The sequence below is a fragment of the Chryseobacterium luteum genome, from assembly GCF_000737785.1.
Taxonomy (GTDB): Bacteria; Bacteroidota; Bacteroidia; order Flavobacteriales; family Weeksellaceae; genus Chryseobacterium; species Chryseobacterium luteum.
On sequence record NZ_JPRO01000027.1, the window covers coordinates 19651 to 38295 of the forward strand.

The 18645-nt window shown below is 34.2% G+C and carries 20 protein-coding genes, 1 tRNA gene and 1 pseudogene; 6 read left to right on the forward strand and 16 right to left on the reverse strand.

Annotated features, from left to right (window positions below; genetic code table 11):
* Nucleotides 1-968: 968 nt before the first annotated feature.
* Nucleotides 969-2267 carry a T9SS type A sorting domain-containing protein gene (locus IX38_RS19955; RefSeq protein WP_034707728.1) on the forward strand — a complete coding sequence of 433 codons (1299 nt, stop codon included), beginning with the start codon at nucleotides 969-971 and terminating at the stop codon, nucleotides 2265-2267.
* 250 nt (nucleotides 2268-2517) lie between these two features.
* Here IX38_RS19955 and IX38_RS19960 read toward each other — a convergent pair whose 3' ends face one another.
* From IX38_RS19960 to IX38_RS20015, 13 genes are all read right to left on the reverse strand, one after another.
* On the reverse strand, nucleotides 2518-2889 hold the full coding sequence (locus IX38_RS19960) for a GxxExxY protein (protein WP_034707729.1): 372 nt from the start codon (nucleotides 2887-2889) through the stop codon (nucleotides 2518-2520).
* 72 nt (nucleotides 2890-2961) lie between these two features.
* The gene (locus IX38_RS19965; RefSeq protein WP_034707730.1) at nucleotides 2962-3588 is read right to left on the reverse strand and encodes a TMEM175 family protein; all 627 of its coding nucleotides are present in this window, start codon (nucleotides 3586-3588) and stop codon (nucleotides 2962-2964) included.
* Nucleotides 3589-3673: 85 nt separating this feature from the next.
* Nucleotides 3674-4351, reverse strand: a complete 678-nt coding sequence (locus IX38_RS19970) for a potassium channel family protein (RefSeq protein ID WP_034707731.1) — start codon at nucleotides 4349-4351, stop codon at nucleotides 3674-3676.
* Between the two features lie 227 nt (nucleotides 4352-4578).
* A complete protein-coding gene (locus tag IX38_RS19975; protein WP_131368732.1) occupies nucleotides 4579-4899 on the reverse strand; it encodes a nuclear transport factor 2-like protein in 321 nt (106 codons plus the stop codon).
* A gap of 107 nt (nucleotides 4900-5006) precedes the next feature.
* A complete protein-coding gene (locus tag IX38_RS19980) occupies nucleotides 5007-5366 on the reverse strand; it encodes a DoxX family protein (protein WP_034707733.1) in 360 nt (119 codons plus the stop codon).
* A gap of 10 nt (nucleotides 5367-5376) precedes the next feature.
* Entirely contained in the window at nucleotides 5377-5907 is a 531-nt protein-coding gene (locus tag IX38_RS19985) for a class I SAM-dependent methyltransferase (protein ID WP_051884942.1), read from the reverse strand.
* Between the two features lie 86 nt (nucleotides 5908-5993).
* On the reverse strand, nucleotides 5994-7367 hold the full coding sequence (locus IX38_RS19990; RefSeq protein ID WP_034707734.1) for an aldehyde dehydrogenase family protein: 1374 nt from the start codon (nucleotides 7365-7367) through the stop codon (nucleotides 5994-5996).
* 179 nt (nucleotides 7368-7546) lie between these two features.
* Nucleotides 7547-8287: an SDR family oxidoreductase gene (locus tag IX38_RS19995; protein ID WP_034707746.1), complete on the reverse strand. Its 741-nt coding sequence runs from the start codon at nucleotides 8285-8287 to the stop codon at nucleotides 7547-7549.
* A 126-nt stretch (nucleotides 8288-8413) separates the two neighbouring features.
* Nucleotides 8414-9292 (reverse strand): SecDF P1 head subdomain-containing protein, encoded by an 879-nt coding sequence (locus IX38_RS20000; RefSeq protein ID WP_131368733.1) that lies wholly within the window; start codon nucleotides 9290-9292, stop codon nucleotides 8414-8416.
* A 61-nt stretch (nucleotides 9293-9353) separates the two neighbouring features.
* Nucleotides 9354-9497: a hypothetical protein gene (locus IX38_RS23075; protein WP_165570754.1), complete on the reverse strand. Its 144-nt coding sequence runs from the start codon at nucleotides 9495-9497 to the stop codon at nucleotides 9354-9356.
* Nucleotides 9498-9686: 189 nt separating this feature from the next.
* Nucleotides 9687-10352: a DUF2490 domain-containing protein gene (locus IX38_RS20005; protein ID WP_131368734.1), complete on the reverse strand. Its 666-nt coding sequence runs from the start codon at nucleotides 10350-10352 to the stop codon at nucleotides 9687-9689.
* Between the two features lie 148 nt (nucleotides 10353-10500).
* On the reverse strand, nucleotides 10501-11256 hold the full coding sequence (locus IX38_RS20010; protein WP_034707737.1) for a type 1 glutamine amidotransferase domain-containing protein: 756 nt from the start codon (nucleotides 11254-11256) through the stop codon (nucleotides 10501-10503).
* 201 nt (nucleotides 11257-11457) lie between these two features.
* Nucleotides 11458-12228, reverse strand: a complete 771-nt coding sequence (locus tag IX38_RS20015) for an SDR family oxidoreductase (RefSeq protein WP_034707738.1) — start codon at nucleotides 12226-12228, stop codon at nucleotides 11458-11460.
* A gap of 906 nt (nucleotides 12229-13134) precedes the next feature.
* On the opposite strand from IX38_RS20015, the gene IX38_RS20020 reads away from it, so the two are divergent.
* A tRNA-Ser gene (locus IX38_RS20020) sits at nucleotides 13135-13219 on the forward strand.
* A 191-nt stretch (nucleotides 13220-13410) separates the two neighbouring features.
* On the opposite strand, the gene IX38_RS23285 is transcribed toward IX38_RS20020, so the two are convergent.
* From IX38_RS23285 to IX38_RS22710, 3 genes are read right to left on the reverse strand one after another with little or no spacing between them, the layout of a single operon-like run.
* Nucleotides 13411-13902, reverse strand: coding sequence for a hypothetical protein (locus tag IX38_RS23285; RefSeq protein WP_228378013.1), 492 nt, complete (start codon nucleotides 13900-13902; stop codon nucleotides 13411-13413).
* 56 nt (nucleotides 13903-13958) lie between these two features.
* Entirely contained in the window at nucleotides 13959-14441 is a 483-nt protein-coding gene (locus tag IX38_RS22705) for a recombinase zinc beta ribbon domain-containing protein (protein WP_117585918.1), read from the reverse strand.
* Nucleotides 14414-15100 carry a recombinase family protein gene (locus IX38_RS22710; RefSeq protein ID WP_117585919.1) on the reverse strand — a complete coding sequence of 229 codons (687 nt, stop codon included), beginning with the start codon at nucleotides 15098-15100 and terminating at the stop codon, nucleotides 14414-14416. The genes IX38_RS22705 and IX38_RS22710 overlap by 28 nt, the downstream gene beginning before the upstream one ends.
* A 192-nt stretch (nucleotides 15101-15292) precedes the next feature.
* On the opposite strand from IX38_RS22710, the gene IX38_RS20030 reads away from it, so the two are divergent.
* From IX38_RS20030 to IX38_RS20050, 4 genes and pseudogenes are all read left to right on the forward strand, one after another.
* On the forward strand, nucleotides 15293-15541 hold the full coding sequence (locus tag IX38_RS20030) for a hypothetical protein (RefSeq protein WP_034707739.1): 249 nt from the start codon (nucleotides 15293-15295) through the stop codon (nucleotides 15539-15541).
* 315 nt (nucleotides 15542-15856) lie between these two features.
* Entirely contained in the window at nucleotides 15857-16312 is a 456-nt protein-coding gene (locus IX38_RS20035; RefSeq protein WP_034707740.1) for an ATP-dependent nuclease, read from the forward strand.
* 180 nt (nucleotides 16313-16492) lie between these two features.
* Nucleotides 16493-17661: pseudogene (locus tag IX38_RS22480) on the forward strand (site-specific integrase); the annotation flags it as partial.
* 711 nt (nucleotides 17662-18372) lie between these two features.
* A partial coding sequence (locus IX38_RS20050) for a lycopene cyclase family protein (protein ID WP_034707742.1) occupies nucleotides 18373-18645 on the forward strand: 273 nt, incomplete at its 3' end.

Here is an 18645-nt window from a genome sequence, read left to right on the forward strand (position 1 = left end):
TTAGTTTACAAATATACTAAATTAATAAATATTAAAATATAAATAAACTAAAATAATTTCAATCACCAAAAAATATTGATTCCCCAACAAATAGTAAATAATAAAAGTATTTTGTAATTGCCAAAATAATCCAAAAACAAAAGTTTAAGAATTACAATGACCATTGATTTATCTGTCGGAAAATATTCAGAAAATTGAGAAAGTAAGGTCAGTGATTATCATAAGGGAACCATTGCTTACTAATATTGAAAGTAAAGCAGAATGCAGATGTGTGAACAAACTGTTTTTTAAAATTTCAGTAAGAGCTAATAAAATCCAAGTTTTCAGAAGATATGAATAGGCAGCGAAATCTTGTCAAAAATAAAAGCAACAAAGCCCTTCGCCCAAAAGGCATTACAGGCTTCATTGCTAGAGAAAACTAATTTTCTTCACTTGTGTTTTTAACATTTAGAAAAGTATTGATAATACTCTGCCTAAAAGCTTTGTAATATATGGCGTCTTTACTCCAGTAAATAAATAAGTAAGTAAGATATTCAGAATATGTTACAATAACTCCATGTTGAAATATTAATATCTTACCACTACAATTCAATTAAAAATAATTGATAAGATGGTAGAAAAAGTTCTTACAGACATAGAGCAGTAAAACCTTCAATAAACTATTAACTGACCTGGAATTGATTACATCACAACTTTATTTTATAAAAAAACCAAAGTGTAGACAATACATTATCAGCTATCTAGCAGAATTTTGTAACTTTGTTTACGGAGAATTATTTACTGTTGTCTAAAAACACACACATGCCATCCTATCCTATTTTTTACATCACACTTCGAGTGGAATAACGGAACAGACTTATAAGTTTCACTATTTTTGAAAGATAATTTAGGAATTTCTTACAGTCATCAATTTTATACCTGCTGTAAACTTGGCAAATTTGAAATAATAAAATTAAATATTCCAAGTTATGAAAAAAGCTTACTTACTTTCAGCCTTCCTGTTTTTAAACAGTTTGAATGCCCAAACCAATTTAAGAGTGCTTACCGGCTGGGGAACACGTCTTTATGACGTTAACAATAGCGGAAATGCTATACATTCCGGAGGCTATTACAGTTATTCCACAGATACAAGTACAGCCATAGAGCCTGGTGCCGAGGCAACTAACAGGCTGAACAATGCAGGAAATGTAGCGGGAAGTATGGCTTTTACCGCAACTGACGGTTCATCTTTGAGCCAGCCGGCTTACCGTAAAAACGGAGCATGGGCCCCTATCGGTTATTTTCCCGGGGATACTCCTGGAAACAGCTGGTTTGGAGATGCAAAAGGAATTTCAACAAACAGTATATATGTAGCCGGGCAAATGTCATCAGGCGGTGCATCAAGCAGCTATCCCTTCATTTATAATACAGAAACTCATACACTGACCAAGCTTACAGGAGATCTTAACTATACCAACGGTCGTGGGACTGATGTAAATGATAACGGATTTGTGGCCGGATGGATCGATAGAGAAGATATCTTTGGAGCCGGAACGTTCCGGGTACCCGCATATTTTGACGCGGATGGAATGTTACATTACATTGATTTTAGCACTCCTGAATATGGAGAAGCCAACGATATAAATAATGCAGGACAAATTGCAGGCAATAAAGGAAGTAAAGCCTTTATTTATAACACGAATACCAATGTTTACCAATCTTTTGATGCTCCCGCAGGATATACGGATGCTGTATTTGTATCTATATCAGAAAATGGTACTGCCATAGGATATTGTGGTATGATTGGCGATAGAAATGTGATCATTTATAATCCTTCTCTGGGACCAAATCCCATTTTACTATCCGATCTTCTGACAGCTCAAAACATCCCGATCACCACATTTGATGAAAAGCTGGGCACCGGAATGGGCATATCACCAGATGGTAAATATATTTGTGGATTTGATAATACAATCCCTCCTATATTTGCTGCAGGCTGGATTGTTAAGCTAGACTCATTACTTGCTGTAGCTGATAATCCAAATAATACTAATCTTAAAATTAATATTTATCCCAACCCTGTACAGGATGTTCTTAATATTTCCAGCGACAAAATAATAAAAGCAATATCTGTATATGATGCAAGCGGGAAATTGGTAATGAACAACCAACCAGCTAACGAGAAAAGTATTAAAATTGATTTATCTATGTTGAAAACGGGTGTATATGTAGGAAAAGCGACTTTAGACGAAGGAAGTACGAAAGCTTTTAAGATTATAAAAAAATAAATTTTATTGATCATATAAAACGGTTCATCAGCAATGTTGATAAACCGTTTTTATTTGTCCGTAAATCAGAATTAATTGTTTAATTCACCTACTATATTTTTCTTTTAATAGTTTTTTTGCCACGAATACACGAATATTTTTTATTCCGTGATAACTTATCTTATTCGTGCATTCGTGGCAATATTATTTTAAATTAATGTTTTTGTATGTGCTATCTTTTATTGCATCTATTCGCGTATTCGTGGCATATTTACACAACAATTCGCTTGTAATTTAATTTTAATTCTCCGAAGTTGACTATTAAAGCTAAATCGTTTTCAGATACTTTAAGATAATTGATGGCTTGCGCTATATGTTCTTTTGCAATCTCTTTTGTCCCTTTTATTTCTAAAATAATTTCATCAAAAACCACAAAATCAGCATAAAATTTATGTGGAAGAATCACTCCTTTATAGTTTACTGTATATTCCTTTTCCCTTTCATAAAAAATTCCGGCTTGTTTCAGTTCAATTTCCAGGGCATCTTTATATACAATTTCTGAGAAACCTGCTCCTAAATTATTATGAACTTCCATACAGATACCAATAATTTGGTAGGCTTCCATTTTATAAATTAAATCCATATACTATATTTCCAATGAATGCACGAATTGTAATGATCGTTATATTCACGGTTTTAATGTTAATGATTAGTTTCAGGAGTCTTGTTTTCTGTTACTAATAAGAGCGAAAGCATAATTCAGCTGAACTGCAATAATCACAGCAATGCTTAAATAGATATTCACAAAACATAACAAGGCTCCTGTAAAATATAATAATTGTGCCCAAACTATCCGCATTTTTACAGGACTATATACCGTTTCTTTCATCTCTTCAGAAATAAAATTATGTTTTTTGGCATATTCCCAATTGATGAATAACATACTCCCCAAAAGAAAAATATTTAACCAATAAATAAAAATGGAGAATTTAAAAGAAATATGGTCGCCCAGAAAAGCGGTAGAAAATGGTAAAACAGATACAAAAAGCAGGAACAATAGATTAATCCAGGTTATATTCCTGTCGCTGCTTTTGATATATTTAAATTGCGCCGATTGACCTACCCAAAATATACCCGCCGTCATAAAGCTTAGAAAATATACAAGGAATTTCGGCATTAATGCCAGAAAAGCCAATGCCAGCTCTTTTTCGGTTGCTTGTCCATGAAATTCAGGTACTTCTATTTCGAGTACCAATAGCGTCATGGCTACGCCAAAAACGGCATCGCTCAGCGCTTCTATACGGCCTGTACTTTGTCCTGCCAATTTATTGAATGATGTCATTGTTTTAATTAAATGTTAAAAATTAGAATGATAATTAGCTTTTTTAATGTTGATTGTAAATATAAATACCAATTGTTGTTACCTGTTAATCTGCTTTATTGGAAAATTTGCTTAAAAGAATACCCACCAAAATTACGCTGTAAAACTGTCCGGCAATGCCGATAAAAGAAGTAATGAGCTTGGTAACATGATTATTGGGCGTAATGTCTCCAAAACCAATGCTGGTAAAGGTTATAGAACAGAAATAAACCAAATCGGTATAAATGGCTGCCGATGAAGATGTATCGATTCCTTTAAAAGACTGCGGGTTTTGATACATAAAATACTGCAGCATAAAAACGGATATTTCTATCAGTAAAAAATAACCGCAGACAGATGCCGAGATAATGTCTGTATTGATATATCCGGGTTTCAGTAAGAAACGCAGTAATTCTAAAAAGAGAAAAGAAAAAAAGATCACATAATTGATATTCAGCAAAGTAAAATACCAGGGAATATCTTTAAAAAACGGTATACCGATGGGAAGCAGCAGCACTATAATAAAATGAATGTTCCGGAACCAATGCCGCCAGCTGTGTTTTCCTGTAAACATAAAAATGCTTCCAAACCCCAAAACCAACATATTGACAGGCCAGATTACTCTTGTATAAAAATCTAAGTCTGTAATAAAAATACCTACAAACAAATGCTGGGCTAATGCAAACAACAGAAATTCATACTTATGTTTTTGTAAAGCATTGATGGCTTTATTCACTTTATCCATTTCATTTTTTGTGCTTAATTATTTTTTGAAATGCCACCAATACACAAATGTTTTCCTTAAAATATTAATCCAATTATTCGTGCATTCGTGGTAAAAAAACTTATGTTTTATAAATATTTTTTATCGAGTTGAAATTTATTATGCCACGAATGCACTAATGCTTTTTCTTAAAATATTAGTCCGATTTATCCGTGTATTCGTGGCAAAAAATTCACAGTGAGAAACTTTTAATTGGCCTGCCCAATATCTAACTTGTCAAACTTTCCATCGGCATTTTGATGGAATTTGAAAAACACAGGAAAAGTCCCCCAGTTTCCAGCTTTGAAGTTTCCTTTGATGTCTTTACCATCGTTTTCTACAGTATCGATGGTTAGAAATACTTCTTTACCGCAGGCATCTTTTACATAACCCTGAAAATTACGTGGGCTTCCATCGTCGGTCATGCTGGCATCTGCAGTAAATAAAGATAAAAACATTTTGCTGTCGCCAGTTTGCCACGCGTCAAAAGCTTTTTTCACGGTTTCGTTGGTAAGTTTACTTGTATCCATTTTATTATTTTTTTGAATTGTTTTTATTTGTTTTTGAGGGGAGTTGCTTTGCCCGCAGGCAGTAATGCCCTCCGCGGAAAATGCAATGAGTAAAAATTGAATAAGTTTCATATCATTGAGTTTTTTGATAACGGATGTTGCAGATAAATAATCACCAGGTTCAATAATAGGAAAGGCAGTTCGATCGCCACTCCTTTCAAATCTTTATCTGATAAATGGAGGCAGATAATTAGTAGAATACCCGCTGCCATAAGGAAATTACCATAAACAAATGTTTTAGGAAACAAAATCAATAACGCTGCAACGATTGTCACTGCTCCGTTTACCATCAGGGCTGTTTTGGAAAAATTCCATTTACTGAACATTTCAACCATTTCAGGCTTGCCCGAAAACATTGCCCAACCTTGTTTAAAGCCCATAAATACGGCTACGAGAATTAAGAGCGAATTAATAATTTTTAGTATCATAGTTTTTAATTTATCTATTATTTGTATTGATTACAGCTGCATACAGGTTCCCTTGACCAAATACTGATTCCCGTTCAGTAATTTTCTTAACTTCCATATTTTCAAATTGTATAAACAATTCTTTCAGCTTTTGAAAACTGACAGGAAAAGGCACCCACTGATTGGCGACTTCAGTATCATATTCTATGATCAGGAATTTTTTATCAGCAGATAAATAGTTTTCCAATTTCCGAATGAGAGATTCCTTATCTTCAATGTAGTGGAGAGAATTTGCCATTAAAATGCCATCAAGATTGGAAAAACTAAAGTCAAAGTTTTTAAAATCTGCTTTTAGAAAATCAATGGAAACCTTGTTATGCATTATTTTTGGTAAATTTTGAAATTGATTATCTACTGCATAAATATGGCTCCCGTTTGGCAACAGATGTGCTAAAGCATTAGTAAAAGTACCGCTGCCACAACCTAAATCTGCCCATTGCTGGAGCTTTGCAGATTCTGGAATTGCTTTTTTTATTAAGTTGATGGCTTCTTTTCCTGTCATTTTTAAATATTATTTTATAGCCACGAATGCACAAATATTTCTTTTAAATTATTACCCGTTTTATTCGTGCATTCGTGGTAATTTCATCATCCAAAAACACTTAAATTTTTCGCAATATCTTTCCCTTCATAAGGAGGAAAAACATCTAATTCCAAATCGGGATTGCCTATCAGCATTGCTTTTGTATTACTCAGAACATCAAACCCTGCTTTACCGTAATATTTTCCCATACCGGCATATCCTACCCCTCCGAAAGGCAGACTGTCTATCCAGCAATGCAGATTGGTTTGGTTAATACAGCCACCGCCAAAAGATACTGAATTGATGAAGTAATCAATATTCGCCTGGTTTTTACTGAAGAAATACGCTGCTAAAGACTTAGGTTTACGCTTAATAATTTCTACAATTTCCTTCAAATCGCTGTACACCAAAACCGGAAATACCGGACCGAAAATTTCCTGCTGCATTGCCGGATCCTCCCAAGTGCTCGGGTATAAAATTGTAGGCTCCACATAGCGTTCAGCTACGTTGTAACGGCCGCCCAACACTACCTTTTCGGGGATGATATAAGACGCTACCCTTTCTGTATCGTGTTCACTGATCATCCTTGCAAAATCGGGGCTTTGGCTTGGGTCTTCCCCATACATTTTAATAGTTGCCTTTTTCAGTTTATCAAGAAATTCATCGGCGATGCTTTCGTTTACATACACATATCCCGGAGCGATGCACCACTGCCCGGAAATTGCCATATGTCCCCAAAGTATACGGTCAACCGCAATATCAAGATTAGCCGTTTCGTCTACTACAGTTGGATTTTGACCGCCCAGTTCCAGAACGATTGGTGTCAGGTTTTCAGCTGCAGCACGCATTACTACTTTGCCCACGGCAGAACTTCCTGTAAAGAATATAAAATCAAAAGGCAACTCCAATAATGCAGTAATTTCTTCTCTTCCCCCGGTAACAATATTTACGGCTTCCGGTTCAAAATATTTTGGAATTAAATCTTGAAAAAGTGCGGCAACAGTAGGTGTTGTATTGGCAGGCTTCAGAATAACCGGATTTCCTGCCGCCAAAGCAGCAATGGCAGGGTCAAGCAGCAATAAAATCGGGGCATTAAACGGGCCAATAACCAAGGTTACACCAAAAGGTTCTTTGTAAATAACACCTTTGTTGCCGGTTTCTTCCAGACCTTTTGGAATGGCAACCTGTTCCGGAGCCATCAGCTCTTTCAGGTTTTCTTTGTAATATTTTATGTTGCCAAGCGGAACCGTAATTTCAAATAATTGCTCAAACGGCGGTTTGTTGAAATCGGTTTTTAAAGCCTGGCAAAAAACATCCTGGTTTTCTGTAAGCATTTTTTCCAGTCTGTTTAGCTGGTCTATACGCCACTCATAATTTTTAGAAACATCTGTATAAAAAAACTCTTTTTGTGTGTCGAAAATTGATTGGTATTTGTTCATAGTTGTAATAATTTGATTGTCCGTTTTGCGAACTGGTTATATTTTTTACCACGAATGCACAAATTTTCGTAAATTAAATCAAGTGAAAACTCCGTTATAAATGAATAGTTAAATTTGTGCATTCATAGTTATTTTCACTTTGCTTTCAGTTAAATAACAGTTATTGTTTGTTCTAATTTTTAAGCAAATCCGCCATTTATTCCAATATTCTGTGCTGTTATCCATTGTGCTTCATCAGATATTAGAAATGTAATAACATTTGCAATATCATAAGTTTCGCCAATACGATTGAATACTGACATTGATGCCAACCGGGCAATGGTTTCATCGGTTTTCCCATGTGTGAAGAGTTCTGTGTTTACAGGGCCGGGAGAGACTGAATTAACAGTAATGTTCCGGTTCCCTACTTCTTTTGCAAATACCCTGGTCATTTGTTCCACTGCTGCTTTTGTAGCAGCATAGGTACCATAGGCCGGCATAATCAAACGCGTGACGGAACTTGAGAAATTGATCACTCTCCCACCATCTTCCAGCCGGGTTGCGGCTTCTCTCATGGTATTGAAAGTGCCTTTGACATTAATATTAAAAATCCGGTTAAAATCTTCGTCAGTAGTATCTTTAATTGATTTATAAATGGAAATTCCTGCATTATTAATCAGTATGTCCACTTTGCCAAAATGAGTAATGGCAGCATCAAAAAGATGTTTTACTTCTTCTGTTTTGCTTACATCGGCTTTTATAGCAATCGCTTTTCCGCCTGTATTTATGATTTCGGTCACCACATGATCTGCTTCAGCTTTTGAAGATGCATAATTAATAACCAATGATCCACCTTTTAAGGCAAGTGTTTTTGCAATGGTAGCGCCAATGCCTTTTGATGAGCCTGTGACGATAATTACTTTTTCTTTTAATGTGTTCATATAGTGTGTTTTAAAATTTATATTTTGTGAGTTATATTCTTGATTTATCATATTATTATTTAACCACAAATATTACTTCAGATGATGTTGCATTTTGCAATCAGCCCGCCTGACACAAAACCCTTGTTAGCGGTAGTTTCTCTTCCAATTAATCATTTCATTAATTTCTTCCTCAGAAAAATCTCCACTTATTTCGGCTTTTACACCTGATATAGTTTCATTTACTATCGGAGCAGATACTATTTTGTGATTTAAAACTATGGCAATAGGTTTGCCTTTATTTTGCATTGTCATAGCTCTGAAACTTTCTCCTCCCTTATAATTAAAGCTTATGTTTATTGTTACTCTACCAAGAACATCAAAGTCTTTTGTAATTCTTTCAATATCGTTTGCCGAAACTGAAGGATTAGCAGATAATTTTAAATTACTGAAAGACAGGTCTTTGCCATTATAATTTTCAACTGCATAAAATCCATCTTGTTTATTGACTGTTATAGGTTTTTGTTTAACAATTTTATTATTATCTATTTCTCGTGCTTCCCTGATTCTTGTCTGTATCTGCTCCACTTCCTTTTCTATGTTTGGTATAAAATTTCCCAATTTAGTTTTGAGGCGGGAAATGTGGGCATTTCCGGTTTGAGAAAAAGAGATTACTGTTACGCCGTTCTTTTCCACCCTGGTTTTAAGATTTGGCGGATGCGTATAATAGAGGTAGAGGCTGTCAATTTCTTCTTCAGAAAAATTTGACTGCAAATGTTTTGACAACATTTTGGCTAATGCTTGCTTGTCCGCTAAGGTGGTTTTTAGTTCTACTAATTTAAGGCTGTCACTTTCTATTGGATGATAATACAGAAGAGAACTCATTATACTTTTAGTGTAAGGAATAACGAACCTGCCTTCATTTTCACTATAAGTTTTAGTGATAAAAGAAATCTTTTGGTCTTTAGTTTGCGAACATCCAACTGTCGAAACAAAAATCATTAATATGAGGATACTATTTTTCATAAAATTACCACTAACTCGCCGATTGTTGCAAGCTTTCATTTGTTGTTATTTGTAATTGTTTTTAAAACTCCACATCATCTGCCACATTTCCGCCTTGTTCCTCAGCAAATTTTACAGCATATTCTTTTTGTTTTTGTTCTCTGTAATCGAGGTATTGTTGTATGGTAATTGTTTTTTCGCCGTTATTTATAATTTCGGTTACCACATTATCGGCATCAGTTTTTTAAGTGTCATAGTTAATGAACAAATGTAGCACCTTGAGGCAAGCGTTCTGGCAATAGTGGCTCCAATGCCTTTGGATGTGCCTGTTATGATGATTACTTTTCTTTTATATCTGACATTTTTTTAATACTTAATGTGAATGATATTTTTTTATTAATTAACAGATTGACAACTATTTGAACAATCCAAAATTCTCCAACGGAACAGTTAGTACCAGCCAGCCCAAAATTTTGTTGCCTGTTGCTTTATCGCTTTGGTACATCATCATTATTTGTGGGGTAAGCCATTTTAACAGCTTTATATCGCCACCCAAAATAACCCGATTGCGTGTAAATTGTCCGTTATCAAGGCTGAGGTATACTTCATTGTGCAGAAAAACACTGGCTTGCTTTTTAAAAAGTTCTGTTTTGTGGATAATTCCCAATCTGTTCCTGTAAAAAGAGAGGTCGTCACCTGTTCTAAACCTGTGGAAATACATATTTCGGTCAGCGATCGTCCAGTTTTTTGCAATAGGAAAAGATAGCGTAGCCATAGCCAATAGTTGGTTTTCTACTAATGTACTCCCATTATCCAGATCTACATTTACGTGAGTATAACCCGGTGTAAGCGTTAAATATTTGTTTATTCTGAAATTTGGCAACACTAAAAGAGCTTTTACCTTATCAGTAGGGCTAAAACCGCCATAAATGAGCAATTTGTTGTTTTTTGGAATATCCATACTCACGCCGGCCACTAAAAAGGAACTCACACCATCAATGTCCTGTGCTTTTAAATGCTGTGCCGAAAAAACAAAAAGCATCATACTAAATGCTACTGTTTTAAATGGTTTTAAATTCATTTTAATTGAATTAAATGCCACGAATGCACGAATATTTTTCACCGAAAATTTATTTATCCGTGCATCCGTGGCAAAAATTATTTCTAAACCAAAAAAGGAAAACGAAAAGCAGTATTCTCTTCATTTTCCTTTTCATTAAAACCGACTATTATTCTGCCAGTGCCTTAATAACCAGTTGAGAAGCTAAATAACTGCTGTGTTGCTGTTGTGCAGTAATCAGTTTTCCGTCTTGTACGGCAAAAGGTTCTAATGCCGGTGCACATTCAAAATTGGTGTTTGGATTTTTGCGTGCTTCTGTTTCAATCGTATATTCGTTTACTTTTTTTCCGAACATTTGGTTGATGATTTCTTCTTCACTATCCGCAAATCCGGTCCAGGTTTTACCATCTGCCAAAAGCTTTCCGTCGCTTAATTTTGTCCATAATAGTAAAGATGTTCCATGGCAGATTAAACAGGTAATTTTTCCTGCTTCATAAAAATCAGCAATTAGCTGATGCAGCTTCACATCATCTTTAAAAGTAATTAAAGGTGCACCACCACCTGCTACACAAATAGCATCGTAATCAGCAACATTTATATCAGCAATCGGAATTGTATTTTCCATCCATTTGCCAAATGTTGTGTGGTGCACAAAACCAATACTGATAAGGTCATTTGGATAAGCACCATTAGGGTTTTCCGGGTTACTGTGGCCATCAAAAACTACTGCACCGCCATTAGGCGATGCTACATCCACATCATAACCTGCGTTGACGAAATCGAAAAAAGGCCTTGTCATTTCTTCGGCAAAAAATCCTACCTGCATTCCTTCAAGTGTTGCAACATTGGAAACCAGACATAATACTTTTTTCTTAGGATAAGTATGCTGACCGTGTATTCTTATTACATTGTTTTGTTCGCTCATATTTTTGTTTTAATTAAATTGAAAAGTAAGCTACTATGGATTTGAAATACATAGCCTGGTTACAAAAAAAGTTTGTTTTGCCACGAATGCACGAATAAAATATAATTCCATATTCTAAAAATATTCGTGCATTCGTGGCATTTTAATAAGTTAAATTGAAAAAAGGCAGCTAAACATTCTTAACTGCCTTATCAGTTATTATTATCTAGTGGTATAGCCACCATTTGAGAAGATGGTTTGTCCGGTAATCCACCATCCATCAGTTACCAAGAAAGTAATTAACGGAACGATGTCTTCTGGATCTGTTAATCCTGTTTTACTGAAACTACTTAATGCTGCCGCAGATTTGTTGTAAGCTGCAGAACCTTCTGTTTCCTGTCCGTAGAAGAAAGGGGTTTCCATTGGTCCCGGACCTACTGCCGTTACTGAAATACCTCTTGGACCAAATTCCTTGGATGCTGCACGTGTATAATGCTCAATAGGAGCTTTACTACCCGGATAAATAGCATAATCATTTGTATAAGCTGCTAGTAACGAGCTTACAATTGTACAGATTTTACCATTATCTGCTAATTTTTTACCAGCTTCCTGTAAGAAGAAAAAAGCAGCTTTTGAGTTTACAGCAAAGATTTTATCATAATCTTCTTCTGTAACGTTTACGATAGGTTTTTTGATAACCATACCAGTAGTATTCACTGCAATATCAACTTTTCCATATTTTTCAATTGCCGCATCAAACAATTTTGTATTGTTTTCCACAACGGTTAAATCTCCTTGTATTGCAAAAGCCTCTCCCCCTGCAGCAATGATATCCGATACGGTTTTATCTGCATCAGCTTTTGTTCCATCACTATTAAAATGTACAACAACCTTGGCTCCTTTTTTTGCAAAATCCAATGAAATTAATCTCCCTAAATTTTTTGCTCCACCACCTACAATGGCTACTTTGTCTTTTAAATCGTTTCTTGACATTCTTCAATTGTTTTTAAATGTTACTTACAAAAATCAACAATGAAAATCATGTTTATATGGTAAACTTTTCGGAAGTTGTTAGATTTTCGGAATTCCTTTGTGTTTCTTCTTTAAATTCACCTGGAATTGTTCCGTCTTAGTAGAAAATTAGCATCTTTATATCATACAATCCTCTGGTATGCGTTTTATTTTATTATTTCTATGGAAATTTAAAAGATTTTGCCTCCGTTAAGTGGCTGTTATACAAATTAAATCCTTTGTTTAGTTTAATTGACTTTATTATTAAATTAGCAAACAATAAATACTTTAAAATTTCACCGAAAAATGATTAAATACATAACCATATACATATTTCTTTAGCAGGTTACTGTCTCTTATTCAAAACAAGAAACCAAAAAGGAAACAGAAAAGCCATAAAAAAACTAATAAAATCAGAATTTCGCACATACATTAACTTTTATATAGGCACCCAATTTCCTGCTAATGAGACGATCAAAAAAGGTTCTTATTTTCCAATACCCTGAACCTAGGATATCAGGCCTTTTGCAGAATCATTTTAGTTTTCACTTTCTGTTCATAAAATCATTATGCATTCCTGTCATTTTTTTTCACACTTACAAAGTTCAGTATTCTCTGATCCTGGCTAATAACGTGTATGAAATACCTCTGTTTTATTTTGTAAAAGTGAAGAAAATCTGGCACAATAATATGCTAGATGTGTTAAGTGAATGGATCTTCAAATCATTCTGGACAAAATTATAAATGCAGCCGTATAACGAATTCTCTACATAGGAATTAATTTTAGTAGTATCTGACCGTTTTTTTAGAAATTGAAAAAATATTTTGCCAGTTAAAAAAAACTTTATATATTTGCACCACTGAAAACGACGGTACAGTCGTTATTCAGGAGAGATGGCAGAGTGGTCGATTGCGATAGTCTTGAAAACTATTGACTGTAACAGGTCCGGGGGTTCGAATCCCTCTCTCTCCGCTTAGGGAGACGTTTATTTTTTAACGTCTCCTTTTTTTATGCTCCATATGTATTGATTTTCAGTTGGTTACATAGTTTTGTTTAAATATGGAAAAGTGTTCGAGTTTTTCCAATGTTTTTTAACGAAAATATATTTGTCTTCAAAATTTTCATATTATCCATTATTTAGTGTTCAATATTCCTTTGCCCAATCAATTTCGCAATTCAAGATTAGCATCTTTTTTAAAGGATCTGGCTAACATATATAGGAAATCTAAGATAACAAGGGCTTCATCTTCATTAATGTTTATTCCATTTTTTCTCATGATTTTTATCGCTTGAATAGTAGAGACCATCCGCCCAGAAAAATATTTTGTACTTCGATTGATATTTTTCTCAATAGTTTTTAGAACTTTTTCAGTTTTAGTATTGATTAAACCATCATACATTATTAATTTTTTTAGAATTGGATTGATTTGTATAGCCTCAAATTCCTTTGTAGATACATTTATTTGAGATGGCGTAAACATACTTGCAATATGTCTTTTACCAACAAAGTCTTGAAGTTTATAGATTTGAAAAATATTAATGTGATCTTTCGTCCATATTTCTTTATGTTTATAAAAATCCACATTCAATTTCTGTGTAAGATGCTGTAATCTCTCGTTTAAATTATAAGTAATTTCATTATGCTCTTTTTTCATTTCTCTGAAATCTTCGAAGTCTATTTTTCCAGTCAGCAGGTATCTTCTTGCTTTTGCTAGGAGTTCCTTATTCTGAGAAATTTCTGCAAGAAGGCCTTTTTTTCATTTAATGCTTGCCTTCTTGCTGTGAATATATTTTCATCTTCGAGAATGAGATCAAAAAGTGCATATATATTGGGAAGAAGGGTAATTTTTTTTAAGAGAAGTTCGTATGATTTTTCCAGAAAATCTGCTCTAAATCTACCTTTACATTTAGAAGTATTACAATGATAATAGCTATATTTTTTATGTTTACCCTGAGAGGTACTGCCTGTTAATGTTCGTCCGCAAAAAGGACAATTTATGAATCCTCTAAGTGGGAAGAGATATTTTGTTTGAAGTTTTGATTCCCTCTGTTTACGTTTACTTTTGAGTAATAATTGAACCTTACGGTAAAGGCTTTCAGATATGATAGGCTTATGAATACCTTTTACGTATTGAATATCTTCATCTTTAGTTGCTTTAACTGTAATTATTCCACAATAAATGGGATTGTGCAATATCTTCCAAAAATTGTTCTTGCTGCATGTAGACCTTTTTGAACAGTCATCATTCTAACCTGATTGATCGAATATGTGCCTTTTGCAAACTGTTCAAAAGCCCATTTAATTAAATCTGCCTGCGGTTGTTTAGGCTTCATGATTTTTCCGCCTTCTTGTGTAGACTGGTTAATATATCCCATTGGAGCTCTTCCTGGCCATCTTCCCATTTTTCTAGCTCTACGCATTCCATCTGAAGCATTTCGCCCCCTTCTATTGTTTTCAGCTTCAGGTATCGAAAGATATACAGCAAGCATCACTATACTTTCAGGGACATCAAAATCGATTGGTTGGTCAATAGCAAATGGTTTTGCGTTCAATCCTCTTAGAATACCAAGCATTTGATAAGCATACTCAATATTTCGACTAAAGCGATCCCATTTAATAAATAGTATATTATCAGCAGGTCTTTCTCTATTGTTTTTTAATATTTTAATAAGTTCTTTCCATTCTGGTCGATTAAAATCCTTTGCTGAAAAGTCCTCTCTGAAGAGTCCTTTAACAATAATTTGGTTCAGTTCACAATATTTCAACAATCTTTCTTCCTGTTCAGGAAGAGAATAGCCTTTTCTCATTTGTTCGTCAGTACTAACTCTGACATATAAGTATGCTGATTTCATAAATATAGGTTTATGAAATATTAACGGTTAAATATTAATGCTTTATTTTAAATAAAAGAAATTTTAACCAAGGTGCCATTTTCTTTCGGGAAGTCCGATGTTATTATTCATTCAGACAGTTGCAATTTTTTCTTGTCAAGTAGAGATGATTCAAGGGGGGGGGAATATTGATATTATTTAAAAACTGAGTATTTGGACCGTCTAAAGGTACCGGTGGAATATAAGAACAACATTGAACTTTGGTATGTTGGGGGTAATAATACCAAACCTTTGCTTGATATTTCAGCTGACAAACTAAATCTCCCTATTTATTATTTCTGCGATTGGGATTACAATGGTCTTGATATCTATTGTCAGGTCAGAAATATTTTCAACGCAAAAGGAAAGGAAATAATCATCATTGAACCGCCCGAAAACTCAAAAAACTACCCGTTGAGGTAAAACATCACAAAAGTAAGTGGAAAAATCACCAGGGTTTGTCTGGACTAGATCGGAATCATTTCACCAAGAGACAGATAGAATCGCCTAATTTTTAAAAATGAATGGATTGAGGAAGAATCTGTTGATTTGATTGAATATTTAAAACATTTCCATTAGTGTGAACCATGATCTCTTAGGCACGAAGAATTATGCTAAATACTTTCTATTTTAATTGTTTAATAGAATTATTCAAGTACATTATTTCCTTCAGAAATTTAGTGTCAAGCCTTAATAATATTTTTGTATTTTAATCCCAACCAAGAAAACTCATCATAAATGTACATATCCTCTTTAAAACTTTGGAACTTCAGAAAATATGGAAGTCCCGTTTTTGATCTAAATTCTCCTCACTTAACAATACCTTTTAATAAGGGAATGAATATTCTTATCGGAGAGAATGATTCGGGGAAATCAGCCATTATTGACGCTATTAAGCTTGTGCTAAAAACTCATGCCTATGAATGGATAAAGGTTGAAGAAAGTGATTTTTATAGTAATGGAAATCAAATTTCACCAATTTTACGAATTGAGATTGAATTTTCTGGCATTACTAATAAATATATAGGGTTTTTATTCTACTTAATACTTTCAAAGAAGGATAATAGTGGTAGAAGGAGTTCGACACTCCCTCTGTCCCCGCAACGAAAGAAAGCAAAAAGCTTTCAAAATGGTCTAAACGCTTTAAAACCCAGTATTCTTAAAAGATTACTGGGTTTTAAATTTTGGGACTAACTCTCAAAATTTTCAAAAACACTCAAAATTTTTGTGGCAGAATTGTGGCAGTTTTCAAAACCAAAAAAAATTGCCACAAAAAAAAACACTGTAATACATTGTATATTAACATATTAATATCATTAGCAACTTGATTTAAAGGCAGCATAATTCGATATTTAATTAATTAAAAATTGTGTTATGATTGAAAAGAGTTTTGGTTTAATGTTTTTTTTAAAACACCGGAGAAAAAAGAGAATTTAAGAGTATTGTATCTTAGGATCACCGTTGATGGAGTTTCCAAAGAAACTTCCACAAAGAGAAAGTGGGACGTAACGAGATGGAGTCAAAAAGCAGGAAGGGCGATCGGAAGCAAAGAAGACGCAAAATCATTGAATTATTATATAGATTCAATTAGTACTAGAATTTCGAACTATAGAACAGAGTTGATCAATCACGATCATACCATAACCGCAGAAAAATTTCTTGATTTTGTAAAAGGAAAAAATGTCTCCAAAGCAAAAGTGCTAGAGGAATTTCAGTCACATAATTCGGAAATACTAGCTTTGGTAGACAAAAAGGAATATGCACCGGGTACTTACGAAAGGTATTTCACTGCCCGCTCCCATGTGGCAAAATTCATAAAACTTAAATATAACCTAGAAGATTTTGAATTCAGAGAATTAAATTATGATTTTGTCAAAGATTATGAACTATATCTGAAGGTAGTTCGAAATTGCTCGAATAATACGGCACTAAAGTATATTTCCAATTTCAAGATCATTAAGGGCAATAGCAAAAGATATTATATCAAAAGATCCCTTTAAACTTTTTAAAAGGAAAAAAATTAAATGTAACAAAAAGCCGATATCTACAGCTGAGCTCCATCGGCTTGAAAATAAATTCTTTTTCATCGGAAAGACTATCTATAATCAGGGATATATTTGTATTTCAATGCTACACCGCATTGACCTATATTGATGCATTTCAGCTTAAAACCAGCAATATCAGGGAAGGAATAAACGGAACTTTATGGATCATGTCGAGTCGCCAGAAAACTGACTCAAAACAGACATTCCTCTTTTGCCCAAAGCCATTGAAATTATGGAAAAATATAAAGATCATCCCTCTGTATTGCCAGAGAAACGGTACTTCCTGGCAGGTCCAATCAAAAAATGAATGACTATCTTAAAGAAATTGCAACATTATGTGATCTCACCAGCACCCTTAATACGCAAACAGCAAGAAGAACGTTCGGTAGCACAGTGACTCTTAAAAACGGAGTGCCTATCCATATCGTCAAAGAAATGATGGGACATCATTCTGTTAAGCAAACAGAAGAATATGCTATTAGTGAGCAGGAATCAATTGGTAAACTTTAATAATCTTTAAAAATGAGTTTTTTTGTCACCATTATTGTGGTATCAATCTGTATTGGAGGCGCCTTAATGTTTTCGGGCGCAATATTACTTTTTCTATCAACAATCTATGAACTACTTTTTTCAAATAATAAAACTACTTACAACAGGTTATTAAAATCCGTCATATTCTTTTCCAAAATGGCACAGATTGGGGTTTTGATATTTTTGCTTGGTCTCGCGGCCATGTCGTTCTATATGATGATAGCAGGCTTATTGAAAGGTAAGTATGAACTGAGTTTTAGTCGAATTGGTCGTGCGTTAACACGCATTACCTGGGAAAATCAACCTGGATGGTTTATATTCCAAACATGCCTTTTCGCAGGGTTTTCTATCGGTATTATGATTTGGTTAATAAAACTCCGGAAGAAGTTTTTTTAAGGGATTGAGAAAATGCCCTCATTCCTTTTACACTAAGATTAAAGGGAAATCTCATCTGGAAATCCAGTATTGAAAAATACAGATTCATCTAAGTTTTTAATAGATTAGTAAGAACAGGATTGGTTTTTTGCTGGGAATTACTGATCCAAAATTCAGAGTAATAATCTTTCTTATCAAACTCAACCTATTTTAAACCAATATTGACATCAAAACAACCTTTCCTATCCGGCATATATCTCCCAATTTTGTACGTAAAGATAATTACAAATATATCTAATCAATATGGATCAAAAATATGATTATATAGTCTTGGGAGCTGGCTCTGCAGGCTGTGTTTTAGCAAACCGACTTTCGGCGGATAAAAATAACAGGGTGCTTTTGGTTGAAGCAGGACCTAAAGATAATACGATGTTCATCAAAATACCTATGGGCTTTGGGGTTCTTGTAGGGAGTGAAAAATATGCCTGGCATTATCGTACCAAAACCTTCGGAAAAGCCAATATCTATGAGGAATGGGCACGAGGTAAGACACTTGGCGGTTCCAGCGCAATCAAT

Coding starts and splice junctions, on each gene's coding strand:
- IX38_RS20035 (WP_034707740.1), top strand. CDS start 15,857: ATGTACATATCCTCTTTAAAACTTTGGAACTTCAGAAAATATGGAAGT.
- IX38_RS23285 (WP_228378013.1), bottom strand. CDS start 13,902: ATGAAAAAAGAGCATAATGAAATTACTTATAATTTAAACGAGAGATTA.
- IX38_RS19980 (WP_034707733.1), bottom strand. CDS start 5,366: ATGATACTAAAAATTATTAATTCGCTCTTAATTCTCGTAGCCGTATTT.
- IX38_RS19975 (WP_131368732.1), bottom strand. CDS start 4,899: ATGGATACAAGTAAACTTACCAACGAAACCGTGAAAAAAGCTTTTGAC.
- IX38_RS19985 (WP_051884942.1), bottom strand. CDS start 5,907: ATGACAGGAAAAGAAGCCATCAACTTAATAAAAAAAGCAATTCCAGAA.
- IX38_RS20015 (WP_034707738.1), bottom strand. CDS start 12,228: ATGTCAAGAAACGATTTAAAAGACAAAGTAGCCATTGTAGGTGGTGGA.
- IX38_RS20000 (WP_131368733.1), bottom strand. CDS start 9,292: ATGAAAAATAGTATCCTCATATTAATGATTTTTGTTTCGACAGTTGGA.
- IX38_RS19995 (WP_034707746.1), bottom strand. CDS start 8,287: ATGAACACATTAAAAGAAAAAGTAATTATCGTCACAGGCTCATCAAAA.
- IX38_RS19955 (WP_034707728.1), top strand. CDS start 969: ATGAAAAAAGCTTACTTACTTTCAGCCTTCCTGTTTTTAAACAGTTTG.
- IX38_RS20010 (WP_034707737.1), bottom strand. CDS start 11,256: ATGAGCGAACAAAACAATGTAATAAGAATACACGGTCAGCATACTTAT.
- IX38_RS19965 (WP_034707730.1), bottom strand. CDS start 3,588: ATGACATCATTCAATAAATTGGCAGGACAAAGTACAGGCCGTATAGAA.
- IX38_RS19990 (WP_034707734.1), bottom strand. CDS start 7,367: ATGAACAAATACCAATCAATTTTCGACACACAAAAAGAGTTTTTTTAT.
- IX38_RS20005 (WP_131368734.1), bottom strand. CDS start 10,352: ATGAATTTAAAACCATTTAAAACAGTAGCATTTAGTATGATGCTTTTT.
- IX38_RS19970 (WP_034707731.1), bottom strand. CDS start 4,351: ATGGATAAAGTGAATAAAGCCATCAATGCTTTACAAAAACATAAGTAT.
- IX38_RS19960 (WP_034707729.1), bottom strand. CDS start 2,889: ATGGATTTAATTTATAAAATGGAAGCCTACCAAATTATTGGTATCTGT.
- IX38_RS22710 (WP_117585919.1), bottom strand. CDS start 15,100: ATGAAATCAGCATACTTATATGTCAGAGTTAGTACTGACGAACAAATG.